A 12,743-nucleotide genomic window follows, 5' to 3' on the forward strand; every position below is an offset into this window, starting at 1 on the left:
ACAACTCGATTCGGCGATTCAGCGCGGAATCAGGATCGAGCGGCGCCACGCGGTGCGCGTTTACGTACGAGACTCTCCGGACCCCGGCTCGTCCACTCTCGCAACCGTATTCACGGCACCGCTCGTTATCTGGCGCGTACTCGCCGATCTCGACTGGGCGGAGCGGATTTCCTGGCTCGGCTGGATCGTGCTTATCGCTTCGATTGCAACCATGCTGAGCTCGCGCGCGGCTCTCGATACGATTCCACCGGCAGCCCGCAGGAATCCCGAGAAGACCTGAACGGGATCTCTCGCTTCCAGGCGATCCATCTCACCGAGCGATGTCAGGATCTCGCGACGCATCTTGAGGGCGATTGGTGCGACAACCAGCAGCGCATTGAAGCGCGCATCGTAGCGAGCGCCGAGTCCTTCGATGAGCGCAGCAGTGCGCGCGAAGTACACCATGTCGGGCGGGAGAATCACGGGGAAGTCGTACAGCGTTTCGAGCACCTGATCCGCCAGCAGCTCACGCTCGACGAACTCGATCCGCTCCTGTGCGGTGGTGCGCTCGAACGCGACGCCGAGCAGGGTTTCCACGAGTCGCACGATGACGTGCCTGTCAACACCTTCCTGTACCAGGCCGAGTGCGTAGAACCCATCGACGACGCCTGACGCGTCCTTCTTGATCGCGGCGAAGACGGTGCGCACCAGCGCGAGGCGCGTCGATTGCGGAACGTCGACGACGAGTCCGAAGTCGAGCAGGACGATGCGTCCGTCGTCGCCCCACAGAAGATTTCCCGGGTGCGGATCCGCGTGAAAGAAGCCATCGACCAGCATCATCTGCACGTACAGCTCCATCACCGTGCGCACCAGATACTCGGTATCTACCTTGCCGCTCGCGATCAGCGGTGCAAGTGCGTCGATGCGCGTTCCGGCCATGTACTCGAGCACGAGGGCGCGTTGCCGCGTCATCTCGGCGAACACGATCGGCACGGCGACCTTGGGATTGAACGCGAAGTTGGTGCGAATGCGCTCGGCGTATTCGCCTTCCTTGCGGAAGTCCATCTCGTCACCGATTCTGCGCGCAAATTCCGCGAGTATGGCGCGCAGCCCGAGCACGTGAGGATTGGGGAAGAAGCGCTCCGCGCATCGAAGGATGAAGTCGGACGCCTTGACGTCGGACGCGACGGTTCGTTCGATGCGCGGACGCAACACCTTCACGACAACGTCGACGCCGAGATAGCGCGCCCGATGAACCTGGCCGAGCGATGCCGAGGCGAGCGGAACGCGATGCCAGTCGGTGAAGATATCGGTTACCGGACGCCCATAGCTTTCGAGAATTACCTGCTCTATCTGCTCGACCGGGACGGGCGGAACGCGGTCGGTTAGCGTACTGACAGCGCTCAGATAGGGCTCGGGCAGGAGATCCGCGCGACCGGCGAAGATCTGGCCGATCTTGACGAAGCTGGGCCCGAGTTTCGCAATCGTCGCGACGAGGCGTTCCGCGCGGCGCGCATGAAACGACTTGCTGCGCTTCGCCGGCAGGCCGATCACGATCCAGCGCCGCACATCGCGCCGGAACGAGAGGATGAATGGAAGCACGCGCGAGAGCACGTACAGCGTGCGCATATATTTCTATGGTTCAGGTAGCATCGGGAAGACGCATCCGCCTTCGGGACAAACTAGCGATGGGAACGGCCCAGCACACGCACGATCAGTACGATAGCGGCCACACGCATGGCCACGGCCACGGCCACGGCGACCATGAGCACTCCCACGGGGTCGTGGATCCGTCCATTGCCAGCTCGGAGCGTGGGTTGTGGGCGGTCAAGTGGTCCGGGATTCTCCTGCTGGCCATCAGCGTCGTGGAGCTCGCCGTAGTCGCGATGTCGCATAGTACCGCGTTGCTCGCCGACATGATCCACAATTTCGGCGACTTCGCGACCGTGGTCCCGCTCTGGGTCGCGTTCGCGCTGATGCGTCGAGAGCCGGGCCGGGGGTTCTCGTTCGGCTACGGACGTGTGGAGGACCTGGCCGGTGTGCTCGTGGTGGCGGTGCTGTTCATGAATGCGTTGTTCGCGGGTTACGAGACGATCTCCCGCATCGTGAATCCGCAACCCATCGGTCACCTGGCAATCGTGGCTATCGCGTCGATCGTGAGCTTCGTCGGTAATGAGAGCGTCGCGATAATTCGGATAAAGGTCGGCCGCGAGATCGCAAGCGCCGCACTCATTGCCGACGGCCATCACGCCCGCGCTGATGGCTGGACGGCGCTTGCCGTCCTCGCCGGTGCGACTGGCGTTTATCTAGGATTCCCGATCGCCGATCCAATTGCAGGCGTCGTGATCACCATCGCCATTTTTGGAATTGTGTGGACGAGTGCCAAGACGATCTTCACGCGCATACTCGACGGTGTCGATCCCGAGACGCTGGACCAGCTTCGCGCCGCGGCTCTGGAAGTGAGCGGAGTGAAGGACATCACCGATCTGCGTGCGCGATGGATGGGGCATCAGCTGTATGCGGAAGCGAGCGTCGTCGTTGCGTCATCGTTGAGCGTGGGCGAGGCACATACCATTGCCGCCGCGGTCGAGCATCAGCTCGTTCATCACGTGCCACATGTGAGTAACGCTCTGATTCACGTCTGTCCGGCAGGGAATGTGGGGGCGGAGTTTCACGCGGTCGATCCGGAATGTGGAGATTGCGACAAGACCGAGCAGCCTGATCTGGCAATCGCGACACACTCGGCCCCGGTTCCGCGGGCGTAACAGCCGTCACGGACTAATTACATACGCTGGCGCAATATCTCGCCGAGCACGCGCGTCGCATTTGTGATGATGGTTTCGTCGGATCCGCCGAAGCCGAGCAGCAATCCGGTCTGACACGCATCGGCTGCGTAGCAGGTCGACAGCGCGGCCCCTGAAAGTCCTCTCGCGATCATGCGTCGAACCACATCACGATCATCGACGCCGTCTTGCAGCAGGGTCGAAATGTGCAGGCCGGCGTCGGCGTTGTAGACCGTGAGACGATCGGCACAGTGCTCGGCGAGCCCTTCCAGTAGCGCGGCGCGCCGGCTCAGATACAGTGCGCGCATGCGACGAAGATGCCGGGCAAAGTGGCCCTCGCGTATGAAGTCCCTGAGCGCGAGTTGATAGAGCGTCGGCGAGAATATGTCGAGCGCCTCGCGCGCAGCGAGGAACTCCTCCCGGAGCGATGGCGGAGCCACGATGTAGCCAACACGAATCGAGGGGAACAGCACCTTGCTGAAGGTGCCTATGTAGATCACGCGGTCGTGTGCGTCCATTCCCTGCAGCGCACCCAATGGACGACTCACATACCGGAACTCGCTGTCATAATCGTCTTCGAGAATCCACGCGGAATGTTGCGTCGCCCACTCGATGAGCTCCAGGCGGCGCGTTGCAGTCATCGCCGTTCCCATGGGATACTGATGCGACGGCGTAACGTACGCCGCGCGCACTTTCGATCCAAGTGCGTTCAGCGAGTCTATCTGAATACCTTCATGATCGATCGGAACCGGCGCCATGACCGCTCCGCGTGTTGCGAGCGCGGAACGCGCACCGGGATATCCCGGCTCCTCCATCGCTACGATGTCGCCGCGACCGAGCAGCGCCGCCGCGCAGATGCACAACGCCGCTTGCGAGCCAGACACGATGAGCACCTGCTCGGCCTCGCATCGCACGGCGCGTGCGGTGCGCAGGTGCTCTGCTACCGCGGCTCTGAATGACGCTACGCCGGCGGGATCACCGTACGCCATTCGCGCCGGCGTGAGCGCTCTCGCATGACGAGCGACCAGCCGCGACCAGATAGTGTGCGGGAACTGATCGAGCGCGGGTAGACTGATCCGAAACGGACGAAACCCACCATCATCCCGGTAAGGTGGGAGCGGATCGGACAGATGCCGAGTCCGCGGGGTCCGCGATGGCGAGTGTTTCGTGGATCGCCCGGACTGTAGCGGAGATGCGGAGCGGAGCGCATCATCCGGCACCGAGACGCTTACGAAGGTTCCAGATCCGACGCGTCCCTCGAGATACCCTTCGTGCAGCAGTTGATCGTAGGCCGTGAGCACTGGCAGCCGCGACACGCCGATGTCCTTTGCGAGTGCGCGTGTGGAAGGCACGCGTTGCCCCGCGCGGAGCAGCCCTGCAAGGATGGCATTCCGAATCCCGTCGTAGATCTGCTGCTGGAGGGGAATCCCCAATTCCCGATCGATGGGCAGGAGCGACAGGATCTCCGGGCTCGCCGTAGTCTTCACGTCCGGATGGTCGCCAAAGTGGTCATGCCAAGAAGATAACAAATGGCGCTGGTGGGAAGGCCAGTGCCTGGCAATCATCCGTGAATGACGACCGCCCGTGAATTCGCAGCGCCGGCGATTGCTACTCTACACGACGGATCTCACGATTTCGACTTTCTGCACGGTCGATGGAATGTCCACCATCGGCGACTATCTCATCCGCTGTCCGGCTCGTGCGAGCGGTACGAGTTCAATGGAACCGCGGTGGAGCGGCCGCTGTGGGATGGTCAGGCGAACATCGAAGAGCTCGACGCGGAACTTCCTGAATGCAGGCTGCATGGGCTCGCGTTGCGTCTCTACTGCCCGTTGTCGCGTCGGTGGGCGATCCATTGGTCCACCGCCGAAAATGGGACGCTCGATCAGCCCATGATGATCGGTGATTTCAGGAACGGGTACGGCGAATTCTACAACCAGGAGACGTTCGAGGACCGCGGCATCTTCGTGCGCTTTCTCTGGACGAGCCTCACGCGAGAGAAGTGCCGGTGGGAGCAGGCATACTCCGCGGATGGCGGCATGACGTGGGAAACGAACTGGATCATGACCTTCACACGTATGGCGAGGCGACGACGATCGTTCAACCTGCCTCTGAGGCGGCAGTGACATGCCTGCCGGCACCGAGCACACCATGGCCGGTCGTGGAGTTGCGCCGATACACGCTCCGCCCCGGCAAGCGCGAGACGTTGATCGCGCTCTTCGACCGTGAGTTCCTGGAGACCCAGGAAGAGTGTGGAATGGATGTCATCGCGCAATTCCGCGACATCGATCATCCGGACGTTTTCACGTGGCTGCGTGGCTTCACCGACATGGACTCGCGCGAGACTGCGCTGGCGGCCTTCTACGATGGGGCGGCGTGGATCGCGCATCGCGATGCGGCGAACGCGACGATGATCGACTCCGACAACGTGCGCCTGCTCCGTCCGGCGACTCCCACATCGGGCTTCGAGCATGGGAAAGAGGGTCGAGCGGACATCTGCGCGACGCGCATTCCGACCGGACTCACCGTCGTCACCATCTATACGATTGCGCCGCATGCGAGCGCCGGCTTCGTGGACTTCTTCGAGCGAACGATTGCACCGGAGCTGACTGCAAGCGGCGCGCATCCGCGCGCAATGTTGGAAACAAAGCCGGCCGAAAATACATTCCCGCGACTGCCGGTGCGCGAGGGCGAACATGCATTCGTGTGGTTCGCGCAGTTCGACGATGTCGGTGCATACGACCGTCACTGTGCCAAGCTTTGCGCATCACGCGAATGGAGCGAACGGAAGCACGCGTTGCTGGAGGAGCGACTGTGCGCGCCGGTGGAGCGCTGGCGGCTGACTCGAACTGCGCGCTCTCTGCCTCTCTCATACTCGCGATGTGACCTTTCGGATCAGCTATCGCGTGGGCAGGGAGATCCGTGAGTAGACGAACGAACGTGCAGCGAAGTCTGCGGTGCTGTACTCTGCTTGCAGCGCTGCTGCCGTTGCGCCTGTCGGCTCAGGCCGGTTCCGACAGCCTACGGCAGTCCCTCAGTGATGCGTGGTGGACTGGGCCCGTTGCGGCAGCCGGCGCGGGAACGTTACCGCCAGGACACGTCCTGTTCGAGCCGTACTTCTATGATGTGCGCACCGCCCACACGAACAGCTTCGGTTCGAGCGCGTTTGTCGTGTACGGACTCGCGGATCGCATTGCGCTCGGATTCATTCCCGTCATCGGTTACAACAAGCAGAGCAGGAACTCGGGCGGTGGCAAGAGCAGCTCGCATGTCGGGTTGGGCGACGTCAGCCTACTCACGCAGTACCGGCTCACACAGTTTCATGAAGGCAGCTGGATCCCGACCATCTCCGCCCTGGTCGAGGAGACAGTTCCGACCGGCAAGTACGATCGACTGGGAGACCGGCCGAGCGATGGGTTGGGCCAGGGAGCGTACACGACGACGTTGTCGATCTACTCGCAGACGTATTTCTGGATGCCGAATGGCCGGATACTGCGTACGCGACTGGATCTGTCGCAGGCGTTCTCGAATGCTGCGACGGTGCGAGACGTGAGCGTGTACGGTACAGCGGATGGGTTTCGCGGACATGCGAAACCAGGAGGTTCGTTCTTCGCAGATGCATCGGCAGAGTACAGCCTGACGAGGAGATGGGTGTTGGCGCTGGACGTCAACTACGGACAGCGTGCCGGTACGAGCGTCAATGGATATGACGTTTTGAGTTCAGTCAGCGGACAGACCTCGCAAGGCATCACCATGAGCTCGGGGTGGAGTGACGCAATCGGGTTCATTCCGGCCGTGGAGTACAACTGGACTCCGAACCTGGGAGTGATCTTCGGAGTGCGCAGGATCTTGCCGGGCAGGAATTCGTCCGGGTCAGTAACGCCGGTGATGGCGATAAACTTCGTGCGCTAGATGTGTACGGTTGAGTCATCGTCACTTCACGGCCCGCACGGATAGAAATATCCCCTGACGGAATAAATCTGCGGCCACCGAGGTCTTTATGTAATCGCAACTCTCTACCAAAAGACCCATGGCCATCATAAATAATCATGCTCGAGACAATGTCGCGTTACCCGACTCTCGGGAGGAATTCGACCCAGTCAACGAGGAGCCTTCTTCGGACGGGGTGGACCGTCGTCACTTTCTCAGCTGTATGGCGTGGGCTGGAACAGGCATGTTGTGGACGTTGAGCGGCGGCATCCCGCGATCCTCGCTATTGGGCGCCGAGTCGCTGCTGAAGGCAAAATCGAAGGGCGATCTCTTCTTCATGCAGATCAGCGACAGCCACATTGGATTCGACAAGGCTGCCAATACCGACGTTACCGAGACGATGCGAGCCGCCATCGCGAAGATAAATGCATTGCCGGTTCAGCCCGCATTTCTGCTCCACACCGGTGACATCTCGCATCTGTCCAAGCCATCCGAATTTGATACCGCGGACCAGGTGTTGCTGGAGGCGCGCGCCGGCAAGACGTTCTTCATACCGGGTGAGCATGATGTGAGCGTGGACGGCGGCGCGAGTTATCTGGATCGCTACGGCAAGGGAACGCAGCGCGGACGAGTCGGTGGCGGATGGTACAGTTTCGATCACAGTGGCGTCCACTTCATGGGTCTCGTGAACGTCCTCGATCTCAAGGCTGGTGGACTTGGCTCACTTGGCTCTGAACAGCTGGAATGGATAGAAAAGGATGTGAAGCACCTATCCAGCAGCACACCGATCGTCGTCTTCGCGCACGTTCCGCTCTGGAGCGTGTATCCTGCGTGGGGCTGGGGCACGGACGACGGCGCTCGCGCACTTGGCTACCTCAAGCGCTTCGGATCCGTCACCGTGCTGAACGGGCACATCCACCAGACCATGCAAAAGGTAGAGGGAAACGTGTCGTTCCACACGGCACTTTCCACCGCGTTTCCGCAGCCGCGTCCCGGCACCGCACCGGCGCCGGGACCAATGACAGTTCCCGCAGGTCAGCTCCGCGACGTGCTGGGTGTGCGCGAGGTTCGTTACATTCCCGCACACCGGCATCTGGCACTGGTCGATGATACGCTCTCCGGAAATTCTCCTGATGCAGCGTTTGCGGCGGGAGAGGCCAATGCGCGTGCACATGCGGCACAGACGGTTGCCGCCGCGTCAGCCGCACCGCCTCGCTCGAACGAGATCGGCATCGACAATTTCGCCTTTGCGCCCAGGGTTCTGACCGTTCCGGTCGGCGCGAGCGTGACATGGCGGAACAAGGACGACGTGCCCCACAAGATCCAGAGCGCCGACAAGCGTTTCGATCCGTCGCCGCTTCTCGATACGAAGGCAACGTACACCGCTCGATTCACCAAGCCGGGAGAGTATCGCTATTTTTGTTCGCTACATCCTGTGATGCAGGGTACGATTATCGTTCAATGACCGCGTCGTATCCATGATGAGACGCAGCGCCAACGTAGAACCAGCGATAGCAACTGATGCCACGACGCGCGCTCCTGACCACGCACAGGAGCACGGGTTCGAACGCGTCGTGCTGCCGCACCTCTCTGCCGGATTCACACTGGCGCGATATCTCACCGGGAACGCCCAGGATGCGGAGGATGCAGTGCAGGACGCTATCGTTCGCGCAATGAGATACTTCCACACGTTGCGAGGCGACGATGCTCGGCCGTGGTTCCTCACTATCGTGAGACGGGTGTGTCTCACGAGCTACAGTGTCGACTATCAGGCAAGAGAGAACAGTCTTTCTGTGGACGAGCCGGCGCTTCAGCTGATCGACAGCGACGAGACACCCGACACGGCACTGCAGCGCTCGCTCGTCCGCGATCGTGTCCGCGAGGCTGTCGATCAGCTTCCACCTCCGCTGCGCGAGGCCATAGTGCTGCGAGAGCTTCAGGACTGTGCGTACGGCGAGATCGCGACGATCACCGACGTTCCAATCGGCACCGTCATGTCGCGCCTGTCGCGCGCGCGCGAGCGACTGGCTGCATTGCTGCATGGCGTCGTGGACATGGGAGATGTTGCATGAGCGATGAAATGACTGATCGTCCCGATCTGAACACTGCGTTGCGCGACGCGCTCCCCACCTACGAAGCACCAGCCGCGCTTTCAGCGTGGGCAACCGAGCAGGCGCGCCGATTCGACATGGAATCGCGCGGTGAATCTGCTCGGGCGCCCGAGCGGAATCGTGCCAGGACGTTGTCGGTTGCGCGCTGGCAGATGGCTGCGGCCCTCCTCTGTGCCGCTGCACTCGGCTGGGCTGGAGCAACTCTGCGTACCGTCACGCACGGAATATCTGCATCGGATCAGACCGCCAGCGCGCTGGTCGACACGCACATCCGATCGCTCCTGCCCGGACATCTCATCGACGTCCAATCCAGCGACCGGCATACCGTGAAGCCGTGGTTCGCTGGCCGCATAGACATCTCACCACCGGTCATGGACCTGGCATCGAAAGGCTTTCCGTTGATCGGAGGCCGGCTCGACTACGTCCAGGGACATTCGGCGGCAGCGATCGTCTACGGTCGGCGGCTTCATATGATAAATCTGTTCGTCTGGCGCTCCCCTCCTGGCGAGCAGGCTGTAGCGTCGACAGTAAGGGATGGATACGCAATACTTCACTGGACTACCGGGGACCTCAGCTACTGGGCTGTATCCGATGCAGCTCCTGCCGATCTCGATGCGTTTCGGGCGGCGTATTTGGAGGAAGCGTCGCCGCCAGCATCACGCTGACTGATGCCAGCCACAAAAAGGGATCTGACGGGACGCGAAAAGCAGCTCACACATCTTTCAGCTGTTGGCAAAGCGCCACCTCTACTCGGCAGATCGCTGCTCCTTGTCTTCGTCATCATGTTTGGTGCGACGGCGAGTTTCTATCTATTGCTATCGGTTGTTCCGTTGTACGCGACAGCCGCAGGAGCAGGCGGGATCGGCGCGGGATTCGCAACCGGAGCACTCATGTGCTCTACAATCGCAGCTGAGTTGGCCACACCGTACATGATGGGAAAGTTCGGGTATCGTATTGTGTTGGCTGCTGGCCTCGTGTTCATCGGGTTGCCATCGCTGTTGTTGATCCCCTTCTCCAGCATCGCAGCAATTCTGGCGATCTCTCTCGTTCGCGGAATCGGGCTCGGTATAACCGTGGTGATAGGCAGCTCTCTCGTTGTGTGGTTCGTCCCCGAAGAGCGGCACAGTGAGGCACTGGGACTTTACGGTGTAGTTGTTGGTATACCAGCAGTAGTGGGCCTCCCCCTCGGCGTTTGGCTTGCCGTTCATTTCGGATATGCACCAGTGTTCGTGGCCGCCGCAGCGGTTGCAACTGTCGCGATACCGGCAGTATTGGGACTGCCTCGCCGCGAATCTGATCTGACTGAGCCGATCGACTTTCTTCACGCACTTCGAGCACCGGAATTGAACAGGCCAGCGATCATATTTGCGGCCACAGCCATGGCTGCAGGCGTCGTCGTGACATTTCTTCCGCTGGTGGTAACTCAGGCGGACGGAAACGTCGCTGCCGCCGGTCTTCTCGTGCAGGCTGTGTCGATGACGTTGATGCGCGGATGGGCCGGCCGTTACGGCGCGCGGCGCAACACGACATTGCTCACGGCGGCTGTGCTCATGACCGCGGCAGGGATCCTTGCAGTGGCTGCAAGTAGAAACGCAGCCGTCGTACTAACGGCGATGGCAGTATTCGGCGGTGGTTTCGGCATTGCGCAGAACGCGAGCCTCGCACTCATGTTCGAGCGAGTCTCCAAATCCCGCTACGACGCTGTCAGTGCGTTGTGGAACGCCGCGTACGACGCGGGACTAGGTGTCGGAGGCGTCGGGTTCGGCTTGCTTGCCGCTCGCAGTGGATACGGAATGGCGCTTGCGCTCACGGCTGCGCTGGTAGTTGTCGCGCTCATACCAGCACGACGCCTGGCGGCCAGCTAGAAAACCAGCGCGCCACCCTTGAACGCAGTCCACGGATCCAGCTTCAGCGAATCCGGCTCGGTGCCTTCGACCCAATACTCGGTATAGCGCCGATTCGGCGGCGTGAGCGCGTTCGCCATCTGCCCTGTCGCGCGATCGAGCTCCGCGCTGATCACGCCGATCGGCGGCATCCAGTCGGTCTCGCGAGCCCCGCGTGCACTGAGATAGGCCGAGACCATGCGGCCCCACACGGGGGCCGCAATCGCGCCACCCGCGGACGCGCTGCCCATCGGCGTTGGTCGATCGAAGCCCATCCACACACCGGCGACGATTCCTGGCGCGACACCGATGAACCACGCGTCGGTGTTGTCGTTGGTGGTTCCCGTCTTCCCCGCGACCGGTATGCTGTAGGGCACGTACTTGCGCACCGCGGTCGCGGTTCCGCGATCCACCACGTCACGCATCATGTCGCGCGTGACGAACGTTACGCGGGGATCGAGCGCCGGCTGCAGTGCGTGAACCGGCTGCGACATCACCACCTTGCCGCTTGGATCTTCCACCCTGTAAATGAACCTCGGCGTGACCGGCGTTCCGAGATTCGCGAACGTCGTGTACGCGCTTACGAGATTCAGCGCCTGCACCGCCGACGCACCGATCGCGCTTGCCGGAACCGGGGCGATCGGCGACGTGATGCCCATTCGCCGCGCGGTCGCAATGACGGAATCCATACCGAGCTTCTGGCCCAGCTCGACGGCAACGATGTTGCGCGACTTCGCGAGCGCTTCGCGCATCGTGATCATGCCGAGGTAACGGTGATCGTCATCGTCGGGACGGTAGTAGCGACCGTTGGGAAGAAGAATCGCGATTGCAGTATCCGCGAGCATCGTCGTCGGTGCGAGACTGTCTGCCACTGCTGTAGCGTAGACAATCGGCTTGAACGAAGAGCCCGGCTGCCGCATCCCGTCGATGGCGCGGTCGTAGGAGCTGCGTGCGTAGTCCCGCCCGCCGACCAGCGCGCGCACGTCTCCGGTGTTCGGATCCAGAGCCACAACCGCTCCCTGCAGGTAATCCTTCCCGGACGCGATCGTCGGGTGCCTGTATCCCGGCCGTGCCTCTATTGCATCTGCTTCGGCGCGCAGTGCGTCGGTCGCAGCCGTCTGCATCAGGGGATCGATGCTCGTATAGATGCGATATCCACCGGACATAACCGGAATCCCCGCGCGGGTTGCCTGGATGCGCACCACATCGATGAAGTACTGTGCGGGCGCCGGCATTCCCCAGTTGGGAGCCGTGACGAGCGGAGTGGCGCGTGCACTGTTGAACTCCGATTGCGTTATGTAGTGCTGCTGCTGCATCAGCACGAGAACCGTATTGCGTCGCTCGACCGTGCGCGCCGGATGCAGCACCGGATCGTATATCCCCGGTCCCTTGGGCATCGCGGCGAGTGTCGCAGCTTCGGGAAGTGTCAGCTTGCTCGCCGATTTCCCGAAGTAGTGCTGCGCGGCGCTCTCGATTCCGTAGTAGCCGTGCCCGAACGATATGACGTTGAGATAGGCTTCGAGGATCTGTTCCTTGTTGTAGTGCTTCTCCATCTCGCGCGCAGCCTGCTGCTCGCGCCGCTTGCGTTCCAGACGCGCGAGCGCCGACTGATCGCTGTCATTCCGGTTGATGATGTCCGGATGCATGTTGCCGACCAGCTGCTGCGTGATGGTGCTCGCGCCGCGCCGGTCGCCCATGATGTCGTCCTTTATCGCGCCGGCGATGCCGATGAGATCGACGCCGTTGTGTTGATAGAAGCGCTGATCCTCGACCGCCACGAACGCCTGACCGACGTACTTCGGGAGTGTGCGGATCGAGATGCTGGTGCGCAGTTCTCTGCCGATCTCGCCGACGAGCGTTCCGTCATTGGCGAAGACGAGCGACGCCTGCGGCAGCGGGTCGATCCGCCACGGGTCGCCTGAACTGCTCTGGGCGCCCGCGCTCAGCACGGGCGTCGCAAGGAGCAGGAACGCGCTGGTCAGGGCGATCCGCCGTGCGGCAAGGAGCATGCTTTCGAAGATAACCCCGCGTTGGTACACTTTGCGCCTATGTCCTTG

The 12,743-nt window shown here is 61.8% G+C and carries 11 protein-coding genes; 8 read left to right on the plus strand and 3 right to left on the minus strand.

Annotation, left to right across the window (positions count from 1 at the left end; genetic code table 11):
- Window positions 1–60: 60 nt before the first annotated feature.
- Window positions 61–1,608, minus strand: coding sequence for an AarF/UbiB family protein (locus tag V4529_15095; GenBank protein ID MES2359660.1), 1,548 nt, complete (start codon window positions 1,606–1,608; stop codon window positions 61–63).
- A 59-nt stretch (window positions 1,609–1,667) separates the two neighbouring features.
- Here V4529_15095 and V4529_15100 point away from each other — a divergent pair, with 59 nt between their 5' ends.
- Window positions 1,668–2,744, plus strand: coding sequence for a cation diffusion facilitator family transporter (locus V4529_15100; GenBank protein MES2359661.1), 1,077 nt, complete (start codon window positions 1,668–1,670; stop codon window positions 2,742–2,744).
- A 17-nt stretch (window positions 2,745–2,761) separates the two neighbouring features.
- Here the strand turns inward: V4529_15100 and V4529_15105 are convergent, their stop codons facing one another.
- Complete coding sequence (locus V4529_15105; protein ID MES2359662.1) at window positions 2,762–4,249, minus strand: PLP-dependent aminotransferase family protein; 1,488 nt, start codon at window positions 4,247–4,249, stop codon at window positions 2,762–2,764.
- A gap of 84 nt (window positions 4,250–4,333) precedes the next feature.
- Here V4529_15105 and V4529_15110 point away from each other — a divergent pair, with 84 nt between their 5' ends.
- The 7 genes from V4529_15110 (at window position 4,334) to V4529_15140 (ending at window position 10,668) form a co-directional block, all read left to right on the plus strand.
- Entirely contained in the window at window positions 4,334–4,888 is a 555-nt protein-coding gene (locus tag V4529_15110) for a hypothetical protein (protein ID MES2359663.1), read from the plus strand.
- Complete coding sequence (locus V4529_15115) at window positions 4,885–5,688, plus strand: NIPSNAP family protein (GenBank protein ID MES2359664.1); 804 nt, start codon at window positions 4,885–4,887, stop codon at window positions 5,686–5,688. The genes V4529_15110 and V4529_15115 overlap by 4 nt, the downstream gene beginning before the upstream one ends.
- Window positions 5,685–6,674 carry a transporter gene (locus V4529_15120; GenBank protein ID MES2359665.1) on the plus strand — a complete coding sequence of 330 codons (990 nt, stop codon included), beginning with the start codon at window positions 5,685–5,687 and terminating at the stop codon, window positions 6,672–6,674. Before V4529_15115 ends, V4529_15120 begins: the two co-directional genes overlap by 4 nt.
- A 118-nt stretch (window positions 6,675–6,792) precedes the next feature.
- Window positions 6,793–8,157, plus strand: a complete 1,365-nt coding sequence (locus V4529_15125; protein ID MES2359666.1) for a cupredoxin domain-containing protein — start codon at window positions 6,793–6,795, stop codon at window positions 8,155–8,157.
- Window positions 8,158–8,173: 16 nt separating this feature from the next.
- Window positions 8,174–8,764, plus strand: a complete 591-nt coding sequence (locus V4529_15130; protein MES2359667.1) for a sigma-70 family RNA polymerase sigma factor — start codon at window positions 8,174–8,176, stop codon at window positions 8,762–8,764.
- A gap of 8 nt (window positions 8,765–8,772) precedes the next feature.
- Entirely contained in the window at window positions 8,773–9,468 is a 696-nt protein-coding gene (locus V4529_15135) for an anti-sigma factor (GenBank protein ID MES2359668.1), read from the plus strand.
- 3 nt (window positions 9,469–9,471) lie between these two features.
- Window positions 9,472–10,668: an MFS transporter gene (locus tag V4529_15140; protein ID MES2359669.1), complete on the plus strand. Its 1,197-nt coding sequence runs from the start codon at window positions 9,472–9,474 to the stop codon at window positions 10,666–10,668.
- Here V4529_15140 and V4529_15145 read toward each other — a convergent pair.
- Window positions 10,665–12,695: a PBP1A family penicillin-binding protein gene (locus V4529_15145; GenBank protein MES2359670.1), complete on the minus strand. Its 2,031-nt coding sequence runs from the start codon at window positions 12,693–12,695 to the stop codon at window positions 10,665–10,667. The two genes, V4529_15140 and V4529_15145, sit on opposite strands and share 4 nt — an antisense overlap.
- Window positions 12,696–12,743 lie beyond the last annotated feature (48 nt).

It is taken from the genome of Gemmatimonadota bacterium (assembly GCA_040388625.1).
Taxonomy (GTDB): Bacteria; Gemmatimonadota; Gemmatimonadetes; order Gemmatimonadales; family Gemmatimonadaceae; genus Fen-1247.

Bases quoted from the DNA above. Each gene is read 5' to 3' on its own strand.
- V4529_15095 (MES2359660.1), bottom strand. From the start codon at position 1,608: ATGCGCACGCTGTACGTGCTCTCGCGCGTGCTTCCATTCATCCTCTCG.
- V4529_15100 (MES2359661.1), top strand. From the start codon at position 1,668: ATGGGAACGGCCCAGCACACGCACGATCAGTACGATAGCGGCCACACG.
- V4529_15110 (MES2359663.1), top strand. From the start codon at position 4,334: ATGACGACCGCCCGTGAATTCGCAGCGCCGGCGATTGCTACTCTACAC.
- V4529_15125 (MES2359666.1), top strand. From the start codon at position 6,793: ATGGCCATCATAAATAATCATGCTCGAGACAATGTCGCGTTACCCGAC.
- V4529_15130 (MES2359667.1), top strand. From the start codon at position 8,174: ATGAGACGCAGCGCCAACGTAGAACCAGCGATAGCAACTGATGCCACG.
- V4529_15135 (MES2359668.1), top strand. From the start codon at position 8,773: ATGACTGATCGTCCCGATCTGAACACTGCGTTGCGCGACGCGCTCCCC.
- V4529_15140 (MES2359669.1), top strand. From the start codon at position 9,472: ATGCCAGCCACAAAAAGGGATCTGACGGGACGCGAAAAGCAGCTCACA.
- V4529_15145 (MES2359670.1), bottom strand. From the start codon at position 12,695: ATGCTCCTTGCCGCACGGCGGATCGCCCTGACCAGCGCGTTCCTGCTC.